This window comes from Hohaiivirga grylli (assembly GCF_039655745.1).
Lineage (GTDB): Bacteria > Pseudomonadota > Alphaproteobacteria > Rhizobiales > Beijerinckiaceae > Hohaiivirga > Hohaiivirga grylli.
Map to the genome: position 1 here is coordinate 284,625 of NZ_JBBYXI010000003.1, position 22,714 is coordinate 307,338.

20 protein-coding genes are annotated in these 22,714 nt (G+C 47.4%); 14 read left to right on the forward strand and 6 right to left on the reverse strand.

Translation table 11 applies throughout. The features are described 5' to 3' along the window. The first annotated feature begins 51 nt into the window (after window positions 1-51). The 3 genes from WJT86_RS09475 to WJT86_RS09485 all read left to right on the forward strand — a co-directional run bounded on the left by WJT86_RS09475 (window position 52) and on the right by WJT86_RS09485 (window position 1,385). On the forward strand, window positions 52-453 hold the full coding sequence (locus WJT86_RS09475; RefSeq protein WP_346337322.1) for a hypothetical protein: 402 nt from the start codon (window positions 52-54) through the stop codon (window positions 451-453). A 91-nt stretch (window positions 454-544) separates the two neighbouring features. After that, window positions 545-787, forward strand: a complete 243-nt coding sequence (locus WJT86_RS09480) for a transcriptional repressor TraM (protein ID WP_346337323.1) — start codon at window positions 545-547, stop codon at window positions 785-787. 253 nt (window positions 788-1,040) lie between these two features. Then, window positions 1,041-1,385, forward strand: a complete 345-nt coding sequence (locus tag WJT86_RS09485; protein WP_346337324.1) for a septal ring lytic transglycosylase RlpA family protein — start codon at window positions 1,041-1,043, stop codon at window positions 1,383-1,385. A 62-nt stretch (window positions 1,386-1,447) separates the two neighbouring features. On the opposite strand, the gene WJT86_RS09490 is transcribed toward WJT86_RS09485, so the two are convergent. Beyond that, window positions 1,448-1,588: a hypothetical protein gene (locus WJT86_RS09490; protein ID WP_346337325.1), complete on the reverse strand. Its 141-nt coding sequence runs from the start codon at window positions 1,586-1,588 to the stop codon at window positions 1,448-1,450. Between the two features lie 119 nt (window positions 1,589-1,707). Between WJT86_RS09490 and WJT86_RS09495 the strand changes: the two genes are divergently transcribed. From WJT86_RS09495 to WJT86_RS09505, 3 genes are all read left to right on the forward strand, one after another. Then, window positions 1,708-3,084 carry an amidase gene (locus WJT86_RS09495; RefSeq protein WP_346337326.1) on the forward strand — a complete coding sequence of 459 codons (1,377 nt, stop codon included), beginning with the start codon at window positions 1,708-1,710 and terminating at the stop codon, window positions 3,082-3,084. Between the two features lie 80 nt (window positions 3,085-3,164). Further along, window positions 3,165-3,836, forward strand: coding sequence for a hypothetical protein (locus WJT86_RS09500; RefSeq protein ID WP_346337327.1), 672 nt, complete (start codon window positions 3,165-3,167; stop codon window positions 3,834-3,836). Window positions 3,837-3,840: 4 nt separating this feature from the next. Further along, window positions 3,841-4,194 carry a DUF488 domain-containing protein gene (locus WJT86_RS09505; protein WP_346337328.1) on the forward strand — a complete coding sequence of 118 codons (354 nt, stop codon included), beginning with the start codon at window positions 3,841-3,843 and terminating at the stop codon, window positions 4,192-4,194. A 320-nt stretch (window positions 4,195-4,514) separates the two neighbouring features. On the opposite strand, the gene WJT86_RS09510 is transcribed toward WJT86_RS09505, so the two are convergent. Then, a complete protein-coding gene (locus WJT86_RS09510; RefSeq protein WP_346337329.1) occupies window positions 4,515-5,114 on the reverse strand; it encodes a peroxiredoxin in 600 nt (199 codons plus the stop codon). Between the two features lie 268 nt (window positions 5,115-5,382). Here WJT86_RS09510 and ettA point away from each other — a divergent pair, with 268 nt between their 5' ends. Then, window positions 5,383-7,035 (forward strand): energy-dependent translational throttle protein EttA, encoded by a 1,653-nt coding sequence (gene ettA, locus WJT86_RS09515; protein WP_346337330.1) that lies wholly within the window; start codon window positions 5,383-5,385, stop codon window positions 7,033-7,035. A 562-nt stretch (window positions 7,036-7,597) separates the two neighbouring features. Next, complete coding sequence (locus WJT86_RS09520) at window positions 7,598-11,293, forward strand: autotransporter outer membrane beta-barrel domain-containing protein (protein ID WP_346337331.1); 3,696 nt, start codon at window positions 7,598-7,600, stop codon at window positions 11,291-11,293. 159 nt (window positions 11,294-11,452) lie between these two features. On the opposite strand, the gene WJT86_RS09525 is transcribed toward WJT86_RS09520, so the two are convergent. Genes WJT86_RS09525 through WJT86_RS09535 form a run of 3 tightly spaced genes read right to left on the reverse strand, consistent with a single transcriptional unit; the run spans window position 11,453 to window position 15,280 of the window. Further along, a complete protein-coding gene (locus WJT86_RS09525; RefSeq protein WP_346337332.1) occupies window positions 11,453-12,709 on the reverse strand; it encodes a c-type cytochrome in 1,257 nt (418 codons plus the stop codon). 15 nt (window positions 12,710-12,724) lie between these two features. Further along, window positions 12,725-14,497: a GMC family oxidoreductase gene (locus WJT86_RS09530; RefSeq protein ID WP_346337333.1), complete on the reverse strand. Its 1,773-nt coding sequence runs from the start codon at window positions 14,495-14,497 to the stop codon at window positions 12,725-12,727. Window positions 14,498-14,542: 45 nt separating this feature from the next. Continuing rightward, entirely contained in the window at window positions 14,543-15,280 is a 738-nt protein-coding gene (locus WJT86_RS09535; RefSeq protein ID WP_346337334.1) for a gluconate 2-dehydrogenase subunit 3 family protein, read from the reverse strand. A gap of 402 nt (window positions 15,281-15,682) precedes the next feature. Between WJT86_RS09535 and WJT86_RS09540 the strand changes: the two genes are divergently transcribed. The 4 genes from WJT86_RS09540 to WJT86_RS09555 all read left to right on the forward strand — a co-directional run bounded on the left by WJT86_RS09540 (window position 15,683) and on the right by WJT86_RS09555 (window position 19,868). After that, entirely contained in the window at window positions 15,683-17,356 is a 1,674-nt protein-coding gene (locus WJT86_RS09540; protein WP_346337335.1) for a formate--tetrahydrofolate ligase, read from the forward strand. A gap of 207 nt (window positions 17,357-17,563) precedes the next feature. Continuing rightward, window positions 17,564-17,773 carry a cold-shock protein gene (locus WJT86_RS09545; protein ID WP_346337336.1) on the forward strand — a complete coding sequence of 70 codons (210 nt, stop codon included), beginning with the start codon at window positions 17,564-17,566 and terminating at the stop codon, window positions 17,771-17,773. A 216-nt stretch (window positions 17,774-17,989) separates the two neighbouring features. Further along, window positions 17,990-19,495 (forward strand): AMP nucleosidase, encoded by a 1,506-nt coding sequence (locus WJT86_RS09550; protein WP_407066940.1) that lies wholly within the window; start codon window positions 17,990-17,992, stop codon window positions 19,493-19,495. A 37-nt stretch (window positions 19,496-19,532) separates the two neighbouring features. Further along, window positions 19,533-19,868 (forward strand): hypothetical protein, encoded by a 336-nt coding sequence (locus tag WJT86_RS09555; RefSeq protein ID WP_346337337.1) that lies wholly within the window; start codon window positions 19,533-19,535, stop codon window positions 19,866-19,868. On the opposite strand, the gene idi is transcribed toward WJT86_RS09555, so the two are convergent. Further along, complete coding sequence (gene idi, locus WJT86_RS09560; protein WP_346337338.1) at window positions 19,869-20,393, reverse strand: isopentenyl-diphosphate Delta-isomerase; 525 nt, start codon at window positions 20,391-20,393, stop codon at window positions 19,869-19,871. It abuts the gene before it with no gap. A 360-nt stretch (window positions 20,394-20,753) separates the two neighbouring features. Here idi and WJT86_RS09565 point away from each other — a divergent pair, with 360 nt between their 5' ends. Then, entirely contained in the window at window positions 20,754-21,746 is a 993-nt protein-coding gene (locus WJT86_RS09565; protein WP_346337339.1) for an ArsR/SmtB family transcription factor, read from the forward strand. A gap of 43 nt (window positions 21,747-21,789) precedes the next feature. After that, a complete protein-coding gene (gene metF / locus WJT86_RS09570) occupies window positions 21,790-22,680 on the forward strand; it encodes a methylenetetrahydrofolate reductase [NAD(P)H] (RefSeq protein ID WP_346337340.1) in 891 nt (296 codons plus the stop codon). Window positions 22,681-22,714 lie beyond the last annotated feature (34 nt).

Sequence of the window (22,714 nt, forward strand, 5' to 3'; positions counted from 1 at the left end):
TTCAGCTCTAAGAGCCCTAATATCAAGATATGATATTCAGAGGAGGAAGTGATGAAAAAGCTTGCATTATGCTTCATCATTCCGGTGGTTCTCTTGCTTGGTGGCTGCGTCACACCTGTGGGTGGCTATTATGGTGAGTACTACTACTCAGGTAATCCATATTATGGCTGGGATGATGGCTATTATGGCTATTCCCGCTATCGTTATCGGTATGACAGGCCGTACAGATATGGACGTCCCTATTACGGGCGGCCTTATTATGGTGGCCCTGTCGGCATCAATCCTGTTCCTAAAGAACGTGGGCCTATTGTTGGAATGCCGCAGCCACAAATGAAACAGCGGATGCCTGTTAATGGTATGAACAGGCCGATGATGCCGCGGACACGAGCAGTTCCCGGTCGTGCTGTCAGGCCCGGTGGTTTGGGCCCGGTTAATAAGGTCCGAACCTGGTAGAAATTTTATCTAAGAGCTGGATAAGGAGAGGGAGATAGTATAAATTTCCCTCTACGCTGTTTCTTTGTTTGTTTTTAAAGGGCGAGGCATAATGAATCTTAAGGACCTTGACCAATCTCAGATTGAGGGAATGGCAGTAGATGCCATCATTGAGCATCGAAAACTTTTGGCTCAGGTTCAAAACCTGCATGATAAGCTGACAGCTGCCGGGAAAGAACGAACAGAAGCTTTAAGTCTTGCATATACAGATGCAGTACAGGCACATGATGATCAGCAGATGGTTGTCGGGATGCTGATTGATGTTCTCGGCTATGTTCCTAAAATTGCAGAGTAATCTGTAAGCTGTAAGAAAAATTTGATGAATAGAAAAACTATAATTTACTGAGATAAATTTTAAGGATTTGTTAGTAATTATCTTTAATGAAAAAATATAATAATATTAAATATTAGTAATAAAAATCAGATTCCACATTTATGACATAAATAGACATCAGATATCCCTGCTATCAACGGGTGATTAGATCTGAGGATGTCTCTTATATTAATCACCTTCTGTTTAAGAACACGCTGAATAATTATGAGGTGTAATGCAATTACGATATATTGCTGTCGCGGCATTTCTTTTGACATGCTCAACGGCACAGGCTGAGACTGGGAAAGCCTCTTGGTACGGACATGAATCTGGAACCCATACAGCCTCTGGACAGCGCTACAACCCCCACGGAAAAACAGTTGCACATCGTTCTCTGCCGTTTGGAACGGTTCTTCGAATAACTGACAGGCATTCGGGTAAAGCTGTAACCTGTCAGGTAACAGACCGCGGCCCGGCAAAAAGGACCGGTCGTATTCTTGATTTATCTCGTGGCTGTGCTTCTGAACTTGGAATGATTGCGCGCGGTGTGAGCGTCGTAGATTATGAAGTTATCAATTGACGCCTTGCGTCAGACAGACCTCTATTGTGAATTACTCTTTAAGGCTGCCCTTACAGGCAGCCTTATTTTGCAGCACCGATTGGCATTGAAATGCTGAGGCCTGAAAAGTAATCTGTACGCTGGACACGTGATGACGTATTGGCACAGGCACTTAAAGTAAAAGCAACAATAAGAAGTGATGTTGGAATTAGGAAGCGTTTCATTCTTTTACCTTTACTGTAATAGAAGTCGTGACATGCTCTACCATAATTAATGTACTGGCATGCATTTTTTTATGGTCTATAGAGTAGCGTTTCAAGTCTATCTGGGTGAGGAATGTGTGATGGGTTCATGCCGTAATAAAAAATCGGTTTCACAGTTATCTGCAGATATTCAGTCTGGTAAGCTGGATCCCGTTGATCTCATCGAAGAAACACTTTCTGCTATTACAGCTCATGATGACCCGTCCATTTTTACAGCTGTCTTGACCGAGCGGGCCCGTAACGAAGCCAAGGAGGCTTCGGCGCGTATTCGGCTGGGTAAATCCCGTGGTGTACTTGATGGCATCCCTGTTGCCTGGAAAGATTTGTTTGATATTGCAGGTCGGACAACCACAGCCGGTTCCGTTGTTCTGAAAGACAGCCCGGAAGCGTCTCATGATGCTGATGTTGTGACAGCCCTGAATAGAGCCGGAATGGTTGCCGTTGGCCTGACCAATATGAGTGAATTCGCTTTCTCAGGTCTTGGAATTAATCCCCATTATGGCACACCACATAATCCGAACTCTACGGATGTTCCGCGATTACCGGGTGGTTCATCATCAGGGGCAGGGGTTGCTGTTGCGGCTGGGCTTGTACCTGTTGCAATTGGCACAGATACGGGAGGTTCGGTTCGTATTCCAGCTGCTTTCAACGGGGTTGTTGGCTATAAAGCAACGCGTGGTCGTTACAGTATGAAGGGTATTGTGCCTTTAGCAATAAGTCTGGATGCACTTGGGCCTCTCTGTCTCAATGTGCAGGATGCTATCTGGATTGATGCGGCGATGCGTGGACAGCCAGTTGCCGACATGGAGGCATTGCCTTTGCGCGGACAATCTTTCGCCATACCGTCGAATGTCATGTTTGATGAGGCAGAACCTGAGATTATTGAGGCTTTTGAAGTCGCGGTTAATCTTGTCCAGCAGGCGGGGGCGCATGTGCGACGCATCAGCTTTCCGGTATTTGATGAAATATCAAAACTCTTTGCGCGAACAGGGGCGCTGGTGACAGCTGAAGCTTATCAGTTTCATAAAGAAAGACTGAATGGCCCCGAGGCTGCTTTAATTGACGCACGCGTTGTTGCGCGTATCCGCTTGGGTGAAAAGACAACACCTGAGAATTACGCAGAAATTCTGGAAGTACGGGCGCGGCTGATTAAGGAGGTTAGGGCCATGCTTGAACCGGATGAATTACTGCTCTCGCCAACATTACCCCATGTAGCACCAGAAATTGCGCCACTGTGTGATGACGATCTGTTTTTTCAAACCAATGCCAAGACATTACGTAATACATCAATAGGTAATTTTCTGGATTGGTGTGGTGTGTCTCTTCCCTGTGGTATGGGAAAGGTTGGAATGCCTATTGGCTTTCAAGTTGCAGGTCAGGCAGGGCAGGATGAGCGTGTGCTTGCTGTTGCATTAAGCATTGAGAAGCTTCTGAATTCACCTTTCCCTAAAATTTAGTACTCCGGTCACTGAATTTTCATATTTGACGCTCAACGATAGGTCACTGAAAACTAACTGATTTGCGACAGGAGATACTCATGAAGCACATTGGTCAGATCATCGGCCAGTCTGACATGCGATCAACGTTGACGCGCAGGGAGAGTTTGTGTTGGGGATTTGCAGGGCTGTTCGGTATAGCAGCCGGCGTGTCTGCAACCTCTGCCTTTTCCCAATCTGTCTTGAGCAATTTGAAAGAGCTTTTTGCGCTGCTTCCGGATTGGTCTCAAGCATCAGTCAAGACGCCGATGACGCAGTCTGATCTTGTCAATCTGAAAGAGGTATCAGTTAAGTTTCTGGAGGCTGTTGAACAGGGGCGGCAAGAGGAACTTGAGAGTGCTCTTCAGTCATATATTGAAGTTGCGGATCTTCCGAAAATGTCAGGCCTTTATCTGCTCTTCCATATTATTTTTGATTTGCCGGATATCATTGGTGCGCCTCAGTGGAGTTTCTTTGGTAGTTGGGTATCCAAGCAGGATGCCACTGTTGTTGGCAGCAAGAAGCAGGAGGATGACTTCCATCCTTCATGGCCTGTGTATCTGGCGCGTATCAGCAATAAGCTGTTTATCAATAGTAATGATAACCCGCAGTCTGTTTCAGAGAAGTCTGCTTATCGTATTTGGGATGAATATCAGTATCTGAAGAGCAAGTACAAGTTCAGGCCGTCAACCTATATTGCGGCTGTTGAATTTATCTTTGTCGCCAATGAGTAATAAGATGCAGATAGCCGTTAAACGTGTCTACGATATGCCAGATGGCAACGATGGGCAGCGTATTCTTGTTGACCGTCTCTGGCCGCGAGGGATGACAAAGGGCAAAGCGCAATTGACACTCTGGTTAAAGGAAATTGCGCCAAGCAATGAGCTGCGTAAGTGGTTCCATCAGGATATGTCGCAAAGGCAGGAGTTTGAAAGACGGTATCGGCAGGAGCTCGCTGGAAATCCCGAAGCTGTCGCTCACCTTCAGAAGATTATCGCAGAGGGGAAGGTAACCCTGCTTTATGCGGCACATGATACAACCTATAACCATGCCCTGTTCTTACAGAAATATATGCAGGAGCTTTCCGCATAACAAAAAAGAGCCGGACGATATGATCCAGCTCTTCCTCGTTCTCTCCTGTATCTACTTGCATTCAGCTCGTGCCAGTACATCCGTGGTCACATGCCTAGAAGGAAATATATTCCAGGAGATTATGTTATTGCGTTTCAGCTATGTCTTTAGACAAGTCTTACAATTTGCAAGATGACTGAACCGCAATATCAATAATATCGATATTGATCATCTTAATATAGCGATGAATGTGTCAAATACAAGGCAATAATTTATTTAATTTAAAATTGAATAGAAAAAAGAAAAGGCCTCAATGTTTTTGAGGCCTTTTCTTCATATTATTAGAGGTTGGAATTATGCTCAGACAGATATTCTGCAACACCTTCTGTTGAAGCTTTCATGCCTGCCTGGCCTTTCATCCAGCCAGCTGGGCAAACCTCACCGTTTTCTTCTGTAAACTGTAAGGCATCTACCATACGTAGCATTTCATCAACATTGCGGCCCAATGGCAGGTTGTTGACGACCTGATGCTGAACAATACCGTTTTCATCAATCAGGAATGAAGCGCGCAGCGCAACGCCTGAAACGTCTTCAATGCCATAGGCCTGTGCGATTTCGTGTTTGATATCGGCAACCATTGTGTAGCCGACCTGTCCAATGCCACCCTTGTTCACTGGAGTATTCTTCCAGGCAAGGTGTGTGAAAGGATTGTCGATGGAAACCGCAATAACTTCAACATTACGCTTCTTGAACTCTTCAAGGCGATGATCAAAAGCAATCAGCTCTGACGGGCAAACGAATGTAAAGTCCATTGGATAGAAGAAGAGAACAGAGTACTTGCCCTTGGTAATTTCGTTAAAATTGACTGTCTGGATAATATTGTTTCCAAGAACTGCTTCGGCTGTAAAATTAGGGGCCTGTTTGCCAACGAGAACGGTCATGATGTTTCCTACTTTATGCTGCGCTTTGAAAAGCTGTTGTTATAAGTTGCTAATCATCAGGCTGATGTGATGCTGATAATTACATCCCACTAATGGAGTAACGCTAAGCTTGGCAATATTCAATTATTAAAAAGCGCTATTTTTATAATATGCCTGCTATGTAATTTTTAGGAGCCGTTAAGCCGCCGCTTGCCCCGGCCTCGTGCTCCTGCTAAGCACTATTGAAAGAATTCCATTCATATTGAACTAACAGCAAGGCGATCATTCAGTGTCTCGTCAATTTATCTATCACATGCAAGGCCTGTCCAAGAGCTACCCTGGTGGGAAGAAGGTTCTGGATAATGTTCATCTGTCATTCTACCCTGATGCAAAGATTGGTGTTCTCGGCGTCAATGGTGCCGGTAAGTCAACGCTTCTGCGTATTATGGCTGGTATCGACAAAGAGTGGAATGGTGAGGCTTGGGTTGCAGAGGGTGCCCGTGTTGGCTACCTGCCTCAGGAACCTCAGCTTGATCCTACAAAAACGGTTCGTGAAAACGTTATGGAAGGCGTTGCGCCACAGCAGGCCCTTCTTGATCGTTACAATGAATTGGCGATGAACTATTCCGACGAGACGGCTGATGAGATGACCCGTCTGCAGGATGAGATTGAAGCCAAGAACCTTTGGGATCTCGATTCCAAGGTTGAGCAGGCAATGGATGCCCTGAACTGCCCACCAGATGACTGGGCCGTTGATAAGCTTTCCGGTGGTGAGCGCCGCCGCGTTGCTCTGTGCCGCCTGCTGCTCGAACAGCCAGAACTGCTGCTCCTCGACGAACCGACCAACCACCTTGATGCTGAAACAACATCATGGCTTGAAGGTCATCTGCGTAATTATCCGGGCGCTATCCTGATCGTGACCCACGATCGCTACTTCCTTGATAATGTTACTGGCTGGATTCTTGAGCTCGACCGTGGTCGTGGTATTCCTTATGAAGGTAACTATACCTCTTGGCTGGAGCAGAAGCAGAAGCGCCTTGCACAGGAAGGCCGTGAGGAAGAAGCTCATCAGCGCACCATTGAACGCGAACGTGAGTGGGTTGCTGCTTCACCGAAGGCACGTCAGGCCAAGTCCAAGGCCCGTATTCAGCGTTATGAAGAGCTGGTGGCCAAGGCTAATGACAAGGCCCCGACAACTGCCCAGATTATCATTCCGATTGCCGAGCGTCTTGGTAATAACGTTATTGAGTTTGAAAACCTCAAGAAGGGCTTTGAAGACAAGCTGCTGATTGATGGACTTTCATTCAAACTGCCTCCGGGCGGTATCGTTGGTGTTATCGGCCCGAACGGTGCTGGTAAGTCGACCCTGTTCCGTATGATTACGGGGCAGGAAAAGCCGGATGAGGGCAGCATCACCATTGGTGAGAGCGTTAAGCTTGGTTATGTTGACCAGTCACGTGATACTCTCCGGGACGATGCGACTGTCTGGGAAGAAATTTCTGATGGTAATGAAATTCTGTATCTCGGCAAGCGTGAAATCAACTCACGTGCTTATGCTTCTGCCTTTAACTTTAAAGGTGGTGACCAGCAGAAGAAGGTTGGGGTTCTTTCGGGTGGTGAACGTAACCGCGTCCACCTTGCCAAAATTCTGAAGAGTGGTGCAAACGTTCTGCTCCTCGACGAACCGACCAACGATCTTGACGTTGATACGTTACGTGCGCTTGAAGAAGCTCTGGAAGATTACGCCGGTTGTGCTGTTATCATCAGCCACGATCGCTGGTTCCTTGACCGTATCGCAACCCACATCCTCGCTTTTGAAGGCGACAGCCATGTTGAATGGTTTGAGGGTAACTTTGCCGACTACGAAGAAGACAAGAAGCGTCGTCTGGGAACAGATTCAACAATCCCGCACCGGATTAAGTACAAGAAGTTTACACGCTGAAAATAAAAGCGGTTAACGGATGCGGGGCTGATATCAGCCCCGTTTTTTTGTCTGTAATATGCTGTTCCGATCAATCAGCGTCTTCGGTGCATTGTTGCCATATCAATTTTGCAAATAGGGATGCAGGTATATAACCGAGGATTTTGAGGTAATATCATCATATTTTTAATGCAAAAGTCGCAAACGTGACTGTAAACATTATGATGTTCCAGATCGTTATATTGACATGAAAATTATGTCATCTGGACTTTATCTAAAATGCAAATTTGAATAACCAAAATTTAGTTGCTTTAAAATTCATATTGATTCGTTTCATATTTGATTTTTGTGAATCATTTATATGCCATTTCAATGTAAGAAAAATATTCTATGCATTATTTTTGAAATTAAATACAAAATACATGTTTTTATTACTGAAATTTTATAAGTTTTATCAGTTGTTTATTATACATTGATGACATAAGTCAAAATAAAATAACATTCGTTTTGAGTGAAATTAACTTTTTGTTAACCATTTGAACAAATTTTTAAACCCACGTTATCTATAAGTGGGGATAGAACTTTGAATACGAGCTCTCTGGGGTCACATTATTTTGCAAAAATAATACATCAAAAACTGCAAGCAAACAGACGTTATGCTTACCATTTGCTCCTTGCGGGTACATCTGCACTGGCACTGGCTCTAAGCAGCCCTGCTGCTCTGGCGCAATATATTATTGATGGTGAGGAGATAACGGTTCCCGGGGATATGAATTCACCGTGGACCAGTGGTACCCTGACAGTAGGTAATGATCAGGATGCCAGCCTCACAATCTCGAATGGTGGCAGTGTCATTTCATATGATACCACTATTGGCGCAAATACAGGCTCAACTGGCACGGTTACTGTAACAGGCCCCGGGTCAAGCTGGAGAACGAGCGACCTTCATGCCGGATATTCCGGAAACAGCATCATTACTATTGCAGATGGGGCTACTGTTACAACTAGACACGCTTATCTAGGTTATGCTGCCGGTTCGACGAGCACAGTTATTGTAACCGGTGCAGGATCACAGTGGGACCTTGATGCTCTGTATGCCGGCTTTAGTGGTGCTGCAAATCTTATCATCGCTGATGGTGGTGTTGTAAATTCAACACTCACATATATTGGGAAGAACTCAAACGGAACTGTGACAGTGACTGGTGCAGGGTCACAATGGAATATCACGACCTATCGGATGGTTATCGGTGATTCAGGCAATGGAAAGCTCATAATCTCTGATGGTGGAAATGTTATCACAAATTCGACCGATATATACCTTGGAGGTTCTTCTACAAGTATAAGTGCGGCAGGAGAGGTTGTTGTGACGGGTGTTGGGTCACAATGGAATGTCAGCAGCCAACGTTTCTATATCGGCTTTCAGAATATCGGGTCTCTTACCATTGAAGATGGTGGCGTTGTCACAAGCTCAGGTGAGCATTTCCTTGGTACAGGTTTTGAAAGCAGCACAGCTACCGTCACTGGGGCAGGATCACGTTGGGATATCACAGGTTTTCTCAAAATCGGGGGGGCGACTGTTGGTAACCTCATAATTGCGGATGGTGGTGTCGTCACAACTTCAGGTGATGTCTCTTTTGGCAACAATGTGGGATATCGGGACGGAGAATACGTAGCCGGTGAGGGTAATGCATTCATAACCGGTACTGGATCGCGATGGGAAATCGATGGTTCTCTCATTCTAGGACACATCAATCTTGGCAGCCTTATCATTACAAATGGCGGAACTGTCAGTACTGCAGGCGATGCCACTCTTGGCGATACTATTCGCATGCCCGGCCCCGGCGACTGGCCTGAGAGTACCGGTAATGGCACAGCCACTGTAACCGGATCAGGGTCACGCTGGGATATAGGTGGAGAGATTACAGTCGGAGAAGAGGGAAATGGCATACTTATCATTTCCGAAGGAGGCCGTGTTTCAAGTGGCTATTCTTATCTGGGAAGCAGTTCAGGCTCAACCGGAGCTGTTACGGTAACGGGCACGGGGTCTCAATGGAATAATGAAGAGCTCTATGTCGGATACAGGGGGGGGGATGGCACACTTGTTATTTCCGACGGAGGAAAGGTCACAACGAATGCGTATGCTATTGTTGGGGGCTACTTCAACAATGCTTCAAACGGCACGGTTACGGTTACAGATGCAGGCTCTCAGTGGATTACTGGAAACCTTGCAGTCGGCTACAGCGGTGATGGTACGCTCACAATATCAAATGGCGGTACTGTAACAACCACTGGAGATGCTTTTATTGCCCATAATACAGGCTCAATCGGCTCAGCAAACATAACCGGTGCAGGCGCAAGATGGGATGTCGGTGGAGAGCTATATGTCGGATATTACGGCGACGGTATCCTCACAATATCCGATGGAGGCCATGTCTCTACCGCTGGACAAGCGATTTCTGTCAGTTTCAATGGAAGTGCGACAGGTAGAATTATTATCGGAGCAGAAGCAGAGCAACCTGCTACGGCACCAGGAACAATAGAAGCAAAAAAAATACTACTAAATTCGTCAGATAACAGCTCTATTTTATTCAACCATATTAAAACGGATTATGTGTTTGATGCCGGTATTAACGGTGGCGCTGATAACACCGTCAGCTCCGGAAACGGACTGGTCGGTGACGGTTTGATCAAAGCTATCTCTGGACGCACTATTTTTGCTAATTCTCATGGCGATTTCACCGGAGAAATTCAGGTTAGTGAGGCAGGTATCGTCCAGATTAATAATGACATATCGCGCGCAACCGCTAGTATCCTGTCTGGCGGCAGGCTGGAAGGTAACGGCATCATCGGTGATACCACCAACGCCGGAACCATTGCTCCGGGGGTATCAATAGGGACGCTGACCGTTGCCGGAAACTATACCGGTGATAATGGTGTGCTGTTAGTTGAAACTGTTCTTGGCAATGACAGTTCTCCGACAGATCGTCTGGTTATTACCGGCGATGTTTCAGGTACTACCACTGTCCGGGTCGCCAATCTTGGTGGTACGGGTGGCTATACTATCAACGGTATTCAGGTTATTGAGATTGGAGGCATCTCTCCGGATAATGCCTTTACACTGGCCGGTGACTACGTCACGACAGATGGCCAACAGGCTGTGATTGGTGGTGCCTTTGCCTATACGCTCCACCACCGGGAAACTGGTGGCGCAACCGGTGGCGAGTGGTATCTGTTTTCCGGACTTATGACTGATTTGCCGTCTGATCTGGACAAGCCGGGCCCCAATATCTCCACACCTCGTTACCATCCGGCTGCCGCTGTCTATCAGCAGTATCCGCAAGTGCTGGCGCAGCTGAATACGGTTTCCACCTTGCAGCAGCGTGTCGGTAAACGCTTCTGGCAGCCGCAGGCTGGTCTGGGCGGAGCGTCGGTTGAAAGCACAGGCATCTGGGCGCGTGCCGAGAATAACCGCCAGCGTTCGGAAGCAGGACGCTCAACTGTCGATGCAACCAGCAATATCAATCACTGGAAATTCCAGTCCGGTCTGGATGCCCCCCTTTACGAAGCAGTCGATGGCTCGTTACTGGTTAGTGGTGTCAGTTTCTCCTATGGGAACGCCAATGCCAAGATCAAAAGCTCCACAGGTTATGGCAAAATTGATACCGAATCTTACAGTCTCGGTACCAGCCTGACATGGTATGGCAAAAACGGTCTCTATGTGGATGCTCAGGGGCAATACACATGGTTCAACAGTGATCTGTCCTCAACCACAACCGGCAGCAAGATGGTCAAGGACAACAGTGGTTATGGCTATGTCCTGTCTGTTGAAGCGGGTTGGCGCTATCATTTGAATGAGAACTTCTCGCTGATCCCGCAAATCCAGCTGGTCTACTCGGATGTCGGCTTCTCAAGCTTCAGGGATGTCTATGGGTCGCATGTCAAACTGGGCAGCAGCGACAGCTTTAAAGCACGTCTTGGTCTTGCCATGGATTATGAAGCTTCCTGGAAAGCGGAAGACAATACGCGGAGTCGCGCCCATGTTTACGGAATTGCCAACCTGAACAATGAGTTCCGGGGACGCAGCCGAGTATCGGTCAGTGATATTGCTTTCCATACTCAGGATGAACGCCTGTGGGCCGAGATCGGGGTCGGTGGTTCCTACAACTGGAATGATGACAAATACTCCATCTATGCCAATGCCAATCTTGGCAGCAGCACGAAGAACTTTGGTGATGATTACAGCTTCAGCGGTATGGCCGGATATCGGATGAAGTGGTGAATTTATAATAATGCAGGAATGCTCTTCTTCCAACCAGAGCACAAGGCATTCCTTGCAGACCCTGATCCGGATATTTCGTGCCCCCACTTATTCCGGGTCAGGGGCGAAAATAAAACAGGACAGAGAAGTGTTTTTCTGTCCTGTGTTTTATCCGCTTTATTAGTGGCTGACAGCAAGTGAAGAGCGTGTATCTTTTACCTCGCTTGCACTGACAGGCGCAGCCGCATTGCCCCAGCTGTTTCTGATGTAGGTCAGAACAGCTGCAATCTGATCATCATTAAGTTTCCAGTTGTAAGCAGGCATAGCCGGTGCTGTCGGTGCTGTATCCGTGACTGCTGATTTTGCACCGTTCAGGACAACATGGCGTAATGTTGCTGTGCTCTTGGACTGCACGATTGCATTGCCTTTAAGTGATGGGAAGATTGGATAGGCCCCGGCACCATTGGAAGCGTGGCAGGCTGAGCAGTTATCAATATAAATGGCCTGACCAGCTTTCATAACTGAATCTGTCGCTGCCAAAGGTATCGGGGCTTTATCGCCACCACCTGGCAGATCTTTCAGATAGACAGCCATTGCCTTTAGATCAGCGTCTGTCAGGTGCTGTGTCGATAGGTTGACGACCTCAGCCATTGGGCCAGTTGCAGCTGTTATATGGTTGCGGCCTGTCTTGAGATATTGAACGATATCATCGACTGACCAGTCTCCAAGACCAACTCTTTTATCACTGGTAATATTAGGGGCTGTAAAACCTTCTATCTCCGTGCCTTGCAGATAGGCGCTTGTTTCGCCACCCAGTATACTGCGTGGGGTGTGGCAGGCGCCACAGTGACCAAGACCATCAACCAGATAGGCACCCCGGTTCCATTCTTCCGATTTATTCTGATTTGGTTTGAAATCACCCGGCGTGAAATAGAACATGTTCCAGCCTGTTACAACATAGCGAATGCTGAATGGGAAAGGCAGCTGGTTGGCTACGACAGGGTTTCTGACTGGCTGGAGTGAGTTGAGATAAGCCTTGATCGCCAGCGCATCCTCATCCGTCACTTTGGTGTAGTAGTTATAGGGGAGGGCTGGGTAAATCTTGCGTCCATTCGGGCGTATGCCATGTTTGACTGCCATCAGAAACTGCTGATCGGACCAACCACCAATACCTGTTTCAACATCCGGTGTCAGGTTGGGGGAGATCATCGTACCAAATGGTGTTTTGATATTGAGGCCACCCGCAAAAGGAATGCCACCCGGCGCAGTGTGACATGCCTGGCAATCTGCTGCCCGGGTTAAGTAAAGCCCCTTCTGTAAAGTCTCAAAATAAGCGTCGTCGGCTGCGATTGCAGATGAGGAGGTTGTCAGAACTCCTGCCAGAAGGCCCAGTGTGTAAACTGCTTTGTGGAGTTGTGGGAAGCTGAGATGTTTCATTGTTTCATACTCCCCTTAGCTACGGACCAGAGGTCCGTTTTGTTGCAGATATTGGGTTCGGATAGCGTGTGATGCCCAAAGTGCCAGGGCTGCAACTGTGCCAGTTGGGTTGTAGCCGGGGTTCTGTGGGAAAGCTGATGCGCCCATAACGAAGACGTTATGCAAGTCCCAACTCTGCATATACCGATTGACTACACTGTTCTTTGGGCTGTCACCAATAATGGCACCACCCGTTGTATGCGTTGTCTGGTATGGAACAACGGAGAACGGATTTTCCGTTGATGTTGAGGCTGCAATAGTTTTTGCACCCATCGTTTTGCCGATCTCAACGCATTTCTCTGCAATGAACTTTGTCATTTTGCGCTCATTGTCCTTCCAGTCGAAAGTCATGCGCAGCAATGGGCGGCCAAAGCGATCCGTATAGGTTGGGTCAAGATCGAGATAACAGTCCCGATACGAGTATGAACTTCCCTGTCCGGAAACCAGCATTGAGTTCTGATAGGTGTCGGCAAGCTGCTTTTTCCAGCCAGAACCCCATTGTGGCGTTCCGGGAGGTACAATCTGTGATGAAGAGATCGGACGGCCATGGGTATTTGATGTCGCAATACATGCACCACCAACAAAGCCAAGGCCGCCGTGGTCAAAATTATCACCGTTGAATTCGTCAATACACTGGGCGAACCCACCGGCTGCTATGAACGGGTTGAAATGCTTGCCTTCAAAGAAAAGCCGTGCAGAGCCGGATGTCTGATAGGCAAAATTTTTACCAACCGTACCTTCGCCCGTTACCGGGTCATACGGTGTACCAATACCGGAGAGAAGCAACAGGCGGACGCTGTGAAGTCCGAACGGGCAGACAAGGACAATATCCGCTGGTTGTTCGAAGGTCTCGCCGCTGGCATCAACATAAAGAACGCCACTAGCCCGTTCACCCGACGGATGTTTGAGAATTTTCAGAACTTCAGAATTGGTGCGGGCCTCAAAGTTGGATTTGCGCATTAAAACAGGAAGGACACATGTCTGCGGGCTTCCCTTGGAATAGTTGCCGCAACCAAAACGCTCACAAAAGCCGCAATAGGTACAGGGGCCCATCGTGACACCAAGCGGGTTGGTATAGGTTTGTGATGCATTCGAACATGGGCGTGAAAAGGGTTTATAACCCATACTTCTTGCGGCTTGCGCAAAAAGCTCGTTGGAATAATTGTCCTTCAGAGGCGGGAGGGGGTATTCATTCTGGCGTGGACTTTCAAAAGGGTTTCCGCCTTCCTGTATTTGTCCGCGCAGGTTCCCTGCCTTACCGGAGATGCCTGCTATTTTTTCAAAAGCATCGTAGAAGGGTTCAAGATCATCATATGAAACAGCCCAGTCCTGAATAGACATGTCTTCAGGAATGGCATCGGCTCCGTATCGTGATGTCAGATGTGAGCGTAACCGGAAATCTGTTTCATTGAAGCGCCATGTATGACCGTTCCAGTGGGCTCCTGCACCGCCAACACCTGTGCCCGGTAAGAATGCGCCGAACTGGCGAATAGGTAGTGCCGTCTGCTGGGCATTATGGCGTATGGTATAGGTTTCCTGAGCAGGTCTTTGAAAGAGATCAAGGCGTATTGCATAGCGTAGCTCATCCGGGCTCTGGGCTGGAGAGAAGTCGGTTGCAGTATCACGCCAGGGACCGCGCTCAATTGCGACGACATCTAGGCCTGCATCTGTCAGCTCATTTGCCAGTAGAGAACCTGTCCAGCCAAGGCCAATAATAACGACATCCTTGCGGGGAAGTTTGCGAGCCATAATATGCTCCTGTCTTAAAATAATTTCAGTTTTATATTTTGAAAATCAGCGGTTCCATTCCGCGCGCCCTTGCAGACTGACAGGCGGAAGCGGGAAGGGTTTGTTGTGCTGGTCTATGTAATCCCGGTAATCGTAGCGAGCTCCGGCAAAGCCAATAAGTTTCCAGCCTGCCATATCCTTGTTGCCACCATAAATCGGATCGGCAAAGAAGCCTTCCTGCGTATTTGTCAGGATAAGATGGAAGAAATCTTTTGCAGAAATACCTTCAAATTTGATTTTGCCTGCTTCCATATCCCGCAGAACCTTATCCTGATCGGCTGGTGAAAGCGAAGCAAACCCTTTGCTACCCAAGGTTCTGATACAATAGTCGTCAAGGGCTGATAGTCCGAGACGATACTGCTGTTTGGGAGAGAACTGCGTTTGGGTTCCCTGGCCGGGAACACCAGTCATAAATGGTGGTCGCATATACATGGTTTCTGCGCCGCCATAAGGACCAGCAAGCTGGCGGTCAATGAACAGAGCACAACCACTGTCTTTACCGCCAGGCCCGCTTTCATCAGCAGGAATAAGCCTGTCTACAATGGCCTCAACGATTGCAACTTCTTTAGGTGAGAAGGTCAGCCAGCCATTTGGATTAAGGGGTGATACGGGCGATGCGATGCCACCTTGCCAAGGCATGGCCCCGGAAATGCTTTTTGCGACTGCACTTCCTGCTATGAAAATGGTGGCGGCTGTTGACGAGATAAGAACCTGCCGTCTTGATATGCTTTTGCGGAGAGACATTTTTTGCTCCAATTGTTGCGGGGAGCTTCCCCAAACATTGGCAATATCAAAAGGCTAGCATGGGGGTTGAAATTTCTGCAATAGGCTAACGTATTGATCTATTTAACAAATATTTTCTGTCTTTTAATCGTTCAAAAGTAGATCGCACAACGGTTTGATTAAAAATTTCTATGGAAACGCATGCAAGATAAATCTCAACTAAATATGTTAAAACAATGAGTTAGTGTATTTTCAAGGAGTTGTGCGGTCGCGCACGTTTTTTGCTGAAATCAAACGAGTTATTACTTAAATTTTGTGAGCATTCAGTCGTCTTCTTTTCTCTTGTAAGGCTTTTGTTTGACAGAAAATTCCTGTCAGGTAAGGCTTTCATATTGGAAATAATTGACTGCATGGGGAGTGGATATGCCAACAGATATTGAGATTGCTCGCTCAACGCCTCTTAAGACAATCACAGATATCGCAGCTTCAATTGATATTCCATCAGATGTACTGAACCCTTATGGGCGTTATATTGCGAAGCTTGACCGTTCATTCATTGCACAATTGATGGACCGGCCACGTGGTAAACTCATTCTGGTAACGGCCATATCACCAACAGCCGCGGGTGAGGGGAAGACAACAACAGTTATTGGTCTTGGTGATGCCCTTAAGCGTGTTGGCTGCAAAACGATGCTTGCTTTACGTGAGCCATCTCTTGGCCCATGCTTTGGTCAAAAAGGTGGTGCGACAGGCGGAGGGCGTTCGCAGGTTGCGCCGATGGATGCGATCAATCTTCATTTTACAGGCGACTTTCATGCGATTTCGGCAGCCCATAATCTGCTGGCCGCTATGGTTGATAATCATGTCTATTGGGGTAATGAGCTCAATATTGATACCCGTCGCATCAACTGGGGCCGGGTCGTTGATATGAACGATCGTGCCCTGCGGGATATTGTGGTTGGTTTAGGAGGCCCGTCAAACGGGTACTCACATTCAAGCCGTTATGACATTACCGTTGCCTCCGAGATCATGGCCATCTTCTGCCTGGCAAAGGATTTTGATGATCTCCAGGAGCGTTTAGCGCGTATCGTTGTGGCAGAGACTACAGATCGTCAGCCTGTAACTGCAGGTGATCTTAAAGCGGTTGGCGCTATGGCAGCTCTTTTAGCCGATGCCATGCAGCCAAACCTCGTACAGACTCTTGAAGGGACACCTGCGCTTGTTCATGGTGGGCCATTTGCCAATATTGCGCATGGCTGTAATTCAGTGATTGCAACTGAAACAGCGCTGAGGCTTGCGGATTATGTCGTGACGGAAGCAGGTTTTGGTGCAGATCTGGGTGCAGAGAAATTTCTTGATATTAAATGCCGGCAGACAGGTTTAAGTCCGGATGCCTGTGTTGTTGTTGCAACCCTTCGTGCCCTCAAGATGCATGGTGGGGTCGCAAAAGCTGATCTGGCACATGAAGATATAGAGGCTTTAAAACGTGGCTTTGCCAATCTGGAGCGTCACGTCAAAAACATGCAGTCATTTGGCTTGCCTGTTGTGGTTGCTCTCAACCATTTTGTGACGGATACGGAGGCTGAGTTTGCGGTTGTCCGTGATCTTTGCCGTGATCGACTAGGTGTTGAAGCAATATTCTCCAGCCATTGGAGTGATGGTGGTGCAGGTGCTGAAAAGCTGGCGCGTCAAGTGATTGAAGCGATTGCCTCCAGTGCCGTTAATCTGAAACTGACTTATTCGGATGATCAACCATTGACCGAAAAGATCAGAAGTGTCGCCCAGAAGATTTATGGGGCAGCTGATATCGCTGTTGAAGCGTCAGCTGCCGCAACGCTTGCCAAACTTGAGAAAGAAGGTTGGGGTAATCTGCCTGTCTGTATTGCGAAAACGCAGTATTCTTTCAGCACGGATAAAAATCTGATGGGGGCACCATCCGGGCATATCATCCCGATTAGAGAAATCAGATTATCAGCTGGCGCCGGATTTGTTGTGGCATTATGCGGAGATATTATGACGATGCCCGGTTTGCCACGAAAGCCTGCCGCAGAGGCAATTTCTGTAACCCGGGATGGTCTGGTTGATGGATTATTTTAATCAGGATTATCAATAAATTATTTCTGGTATGTTTGTATTTTTGCGTCCGTGTATTGAAATATTATTCTTTTTGAATGCGGGAAAATCTAACAAGTGTTTTACCAAAAGCGAACTTGACGGTTCTCGCGTAGCCCTTCTTAATCATGTTGAAATGTAGAGTTTTAAAGCTCCTTTCATTTTGTAAATAAAGAGAAGAGGAAACGCGTTATGGATAAGAATTCCGGAACAGTTAAGTGGTTTGATCCAGTCAAAGGCTATGGGTTTATTCAGCCTCAGGATGGAGGCAAGGATGTCTTTGTACATGTGACTGCTGTTCGGGAATCTGGCCTGCAGACACTGACGGAAGGGCAGGCAATTAGCTATGAGCTGAAGTCCGATCGCGGTAAAACGGCTGCATCCAATCTTGTACTGAATTAAGCTGTCTGAATATCCCAGAATTAAGCCGCTTCGTGCGGCTTTTTTGTTGGCTTAATATTTATAGAATAATATTCTATGTCATAGTTCTGCAATCTTGTTATGTTTCTGGATAACTGCTCAGAAATCTGGTGTGCTCTTGTGAACAGACATGGCAACTCTATCTGAACTATAAGCGACCAGATTAACGATAAGAATTACGAAACGCCGAGGTGCCATTTGAACTATAAGACTGAACATTGTGTTGATGCAGATATTTGCCCTCTAGAGAATATCGCAACTCCGGAACAGGCCGTGGATAGACTCGAGGCGCTTTACAGGGACGCAATACGTTCACAAAGTGCAGCGTTAGAGAAGTTTGCTGCGGGTGGTGAGCCGCCAACGGCTCAGGAGCGTGCAGGTTTCCGATATCCGGAATTACGTATCATCTATCGTGGTGCTCTCGAGCCGAAATCGGGTGTAGCTGACCGCCAAAGAGCTTATGCAAAACCTCAAAAGCCAGGTATTTACCGGACAACGGTAACGCAACCAAAAGCTTTCCGTAGCTATTTCCTCGATATGCTGACAGAGCTTGTTGCTGACTATGGTGTAGAGATTCAGGTTGGGCTTTCTGAACAGGAGATCCCTTATCCCTATACCTTTGAAAAAGGTGACCAGCTTTTCAAGGGAGCAGAGCAGGGGCCGGAAGTTTCTCATTATTTCCCCGTTCCATTACTCTCAAGTGTTGGTGATGAAATTGCCGATGGTGAGTTTCAGACAAGCGAGGAAGGGCCATGGCCATTATCACTGTTTGAAGCTGTTCGCGTCGATTACTCTTTAAGCCGCCTTGTTCATTATACGGGTTCGGACTGGCGATCTGTTCAGCCATGGATTTTGCTGACAAACTATCATCGTTATGTAGACCAGTTCATCAATTGGTCTCTTCAGCAGATCAATGAAGGCCTGTACGATAGCTTAGAACTGCCTGGCGGAGTTATTATTGATAAAGATATGGATGAGAAGGAGGCTATGAAACGTGCGGCTTCTTCTCCATGGCACCGTTTCCAGATGCCTGCTTACCATCTAAGGAAAAATGGTGGTGCCGGGCTGACTTTGATTAATATCGGTGTTGGCCCATCAAATGCGAAGACGATTACCGATCATCTGGCTGTCTTACGCCCACATTGCTGGCTGATGATCGGGCATTGTGGCGGATTGCGCCAGTCCCAGAGCATTGGTGACTATGTTCTGGCTCACGGATATCTGCGCCGCGATCATATTTTGGATAAAGCCGTACCTCCTGATGTACCAGTGCCAGCTCTTGCTGAAGTGCAGGTGGCACTGCAGGAAGCTGCGGCCCAGATCACGGGGGAACGCGGTGAAGCGCTTAAAGGCCGCCTCAGAACAGGTACTGTCGTGACTTATGATGACAGGAACTGGGAATTACGCTGGTCCCGTGAGCGCCGCCAGATTAATCTTTCCCGTGCCATTGCTGTTGATATGGAAAGTGGGACAATTGCAGCTCAGGGCTATCGTTTCCGTGTTCCTTACGGTACATTGCTCTGTGTTTCGGACAAGCCGCTCCATGGTGAAATTAAATTGCCGGGAGCTGCAAATGCTTTTTATGAGAGAGCCGTTGGCGAGCATCTTATGATTGGCATCCGGGCATTGGGTATTATGCAGAGTCAGTTGACGTCATTGCACTCACGGAAGCTGCGTAGTTTTGATGAGCCACTGTTCCGTTAGGTACAGTAAAGCCAGAGCTGGATAAGTTGGGGCAATAATGGAAACAATAACACGCTGGGATCGTATCAGTGCACATGTAATCGTGCTTCTGAGAATACTGTATGAGAAGGTCGTCATTTTTGCGATCTTAACGGCAGTGATTATTATCCTGATGAGATATTGGCGTACAGAAGCGCTGACGTGGGAGAATATTGTTGCTGTGGCTGTCGCAGTTGCCGGTGCCTTTATGGTCAACTGTTATATGCAGTTTTCACGCTATCGCGATATGACGCCGGGCGGCCTGCCTTCTGATAAGGCAACCACACCGGAAGAGCTGCGCACAAGGCTTTATGAAGAATATCACGTCACGAATATGATGAAGCCAAAGAAGTAATCAGGCTTTCTCGTTTCTTAATTCATTGGCTATCATGATGAACCAGGGTGTGAAGCGCTCTGGTTCTTTTACTATCAGGGCATCAAGCTCATCCATATCATGCCATGCATAAGCCATGACTTCATCAGGATTAGGCTGGGGGGCTCCATTAAAGAGACCGGTATAGACATGATCAAATTCATGTTCGATCAGGCCAGTATCTTCAAATTCAGCGCGATAAGTAAAACTGTGATGAAAAGTGAGAGGGCAGTCGAAGCCCATCTCAAATTGAAGACGTTTATGTAATGCCTCATCCATGGTTTGATTAACCTGCGGGTGACTGCAACAGGTATTGGTCCACAAGCCACCACAATGATATTTTATGAGCGAACGTTGTTGCAACAGCATCCGTCCTTCATCATCAAAGATAACGATGGAAAAGGCACGATGTAACGCGCCGGTCTGGTGGGTTTTCAGCTTGTTCTCAGAGCCAATTTCCGTGTTATTTTCATCGACGAGAACCAGCATATCCCCGATTTTACTCATCTATCTGTTATCCATTGTTTGCGTTCTGAAACGCAGGATGATGATATCAAGGATATATATCTTTCTGACGGATATGTCGTGCTATAGCTTTTGGTTGAAGAAAGATATTCGGTAAGCGAATATCCGATAATAATTGAAATGGCGCACTCTTATGCTGACTGCTTAATTTTGATGACCTCAAGTTTACTGATGCTACCTTAGTTTTGGCAAAAAGACCTGCTGGAAGCAAAGCCTGACAACAACTGTTTAAGAATTTCTGCTCGAACCTGTGAAGGGAGAGCCTTTCCGCTTGTCAGTTCTTTTTTATTGATATAAAGATATCTTTATATCTTATCTAAATAGATTGCGGGATTTTGCTCCATGGCTCTTTCGATGGATCGGGCACTTGTTGTTTTAAAAGCAGTTGCGGAAGAAACACGCTTCCGTATTCTTGTGCTTTTGCAAGGTGGCGAACTTTCCGTATCAGATCTGACAGATATCCTGGGACAGTCACAGCCACGTATTTCCCGCCATTTGAAGCTGCTGGTTGATGCAGGCTTGATTGAGCGTCATCGGGAAGGGGCCTGGGCCTTCTTTTCTCTCGCTCAGGAAACCGATATCTCGAGAATTCTCAGCACGATTTTTGAGTGTCTGGATATCTCTGATCGTATCATTGCCAATGACCGTGATCGTCTTACGCTTGTGCGTCAGCAACGGGCAGAGAAGGCTCAGGGATATTTCTCTCGTCTGGCAAATGAATGGGATCGTTTGCGCTCTCTCCATGCGTCAGAAGAGGCCGTTGATAAAGCTATTCTGGATATTCTTGGTGATAAACCCATTCGTGGTCTTCTCGATCTGGGTACCGGAACTGGCCATATTCTCAAACTCTTGGGCGATAAGGCCAGCCGCATTGTAGGTCTTGATGCCAGCCATGCGATGCTTTCTGTTGCCCGCGCTAATCTTGAAAAGGCCGGGTTAAGTGGTGTTGAGCTGCGGCAGGGGGATATTCATGTTCTGCCATTTGAACGGGATGAATTTGATCTGATTGTGCTGCATCAGGTCTTGCATTATTTTGATGACCCGGCCCGGGCGATCCGTGAAGCATCACGATATTTACGCCCTGGCGGGCGATTGCTGATTATCGACTTCGCACCGCATAATCTTGAATTCCTGCGTGAAGAGCAGGAGCATCGTCGTTTGGGCTTTAGCACTGAGCAGATGACTGGCTGGTTTAATGAAGCCGGGTTGGAGTGTGCAGCAACCTCTGATCTGCCACCGCCAAAGGGTGCAAAAGAAGCACTGACTGTTTCCATATGGCTTGGGCAGGATAAACGAATTATGACCGACTGGCCTTTGAACGGGCATGTTGGGTAATCTTTAATTTTCAAGCAAAAGTAAGAGAAATCAGGAGCTAAAAATGACATTGGATCATACGCGGTTGAGCCGCCAGAGCGGTTCCCCAATCAATGTTTCATTTGAGTTTTTCCCACCAAAGACCGATGAGATGGAAGCAACCTTGTGGGAATCCATTGAGCGCTTGGCACCACTGAACCCGAATTTCGTATCAGTCACTTATGGAGCTGCCGGTTCAACCCGTGAGCGCACGCATGCGACTGTTGCGCGTATCGTCAAAGAAACGCACCTGAAGCCAGCCGCTCATTTGACATGTGTTGCCGCCAGTAAGGAAGATGTACTGGATGTTGTGCATTCCTATCGCGAGGCTGGGGTACGTCATATTGTGGCCCTGCGTGGTGACCCAGTTGATGGCTTGGATGCTCGATATGTTGCACACCCGAAAGGGTTCCAGCAGACCTGTGATCTGGTGGAGGCAATCAAGAAGGTTGGTGATTTTGAAGTCTCCGTCTCTGCCTACCCAGAGAAGCATCCGGAAGCTTCCAGTCTGGATGCTGATATTGATGCTTTGCAGGCCAAGGTTGATGCGGGTGCAGATAGAGCGATTACCCAGTTTTTCTTCGACAACGATGTTTACATGCGCTTTATGGATAAGGTGCGGGCAAGGGGTATAACAATTCCGGTTGTACCGGGTATTCTGCCGGTTCTGAACTTTACGCAGACAGCTGCCTTTGCCGAGAAAACACAGACAAGTATTCCCGCTTGGCTTGCCAATCGTTTCGAAGGGTTGGAGAATGATCCGAAGACGCGACGTCTGATTGCAGCTGCCTGTGCTGCTGAGCAGGTGCTTGATCTGGTTGACCAGGGCGTCAATGATTTCCATTTCTATACAATGAACCGGGCCGATCTCGTCTATGCCATTTGTCATCTGCTTGGATTGCGTGCCCAGAAGTAAAAACCGGTTTTTACTTTAACCTAGGTTCCCGAGG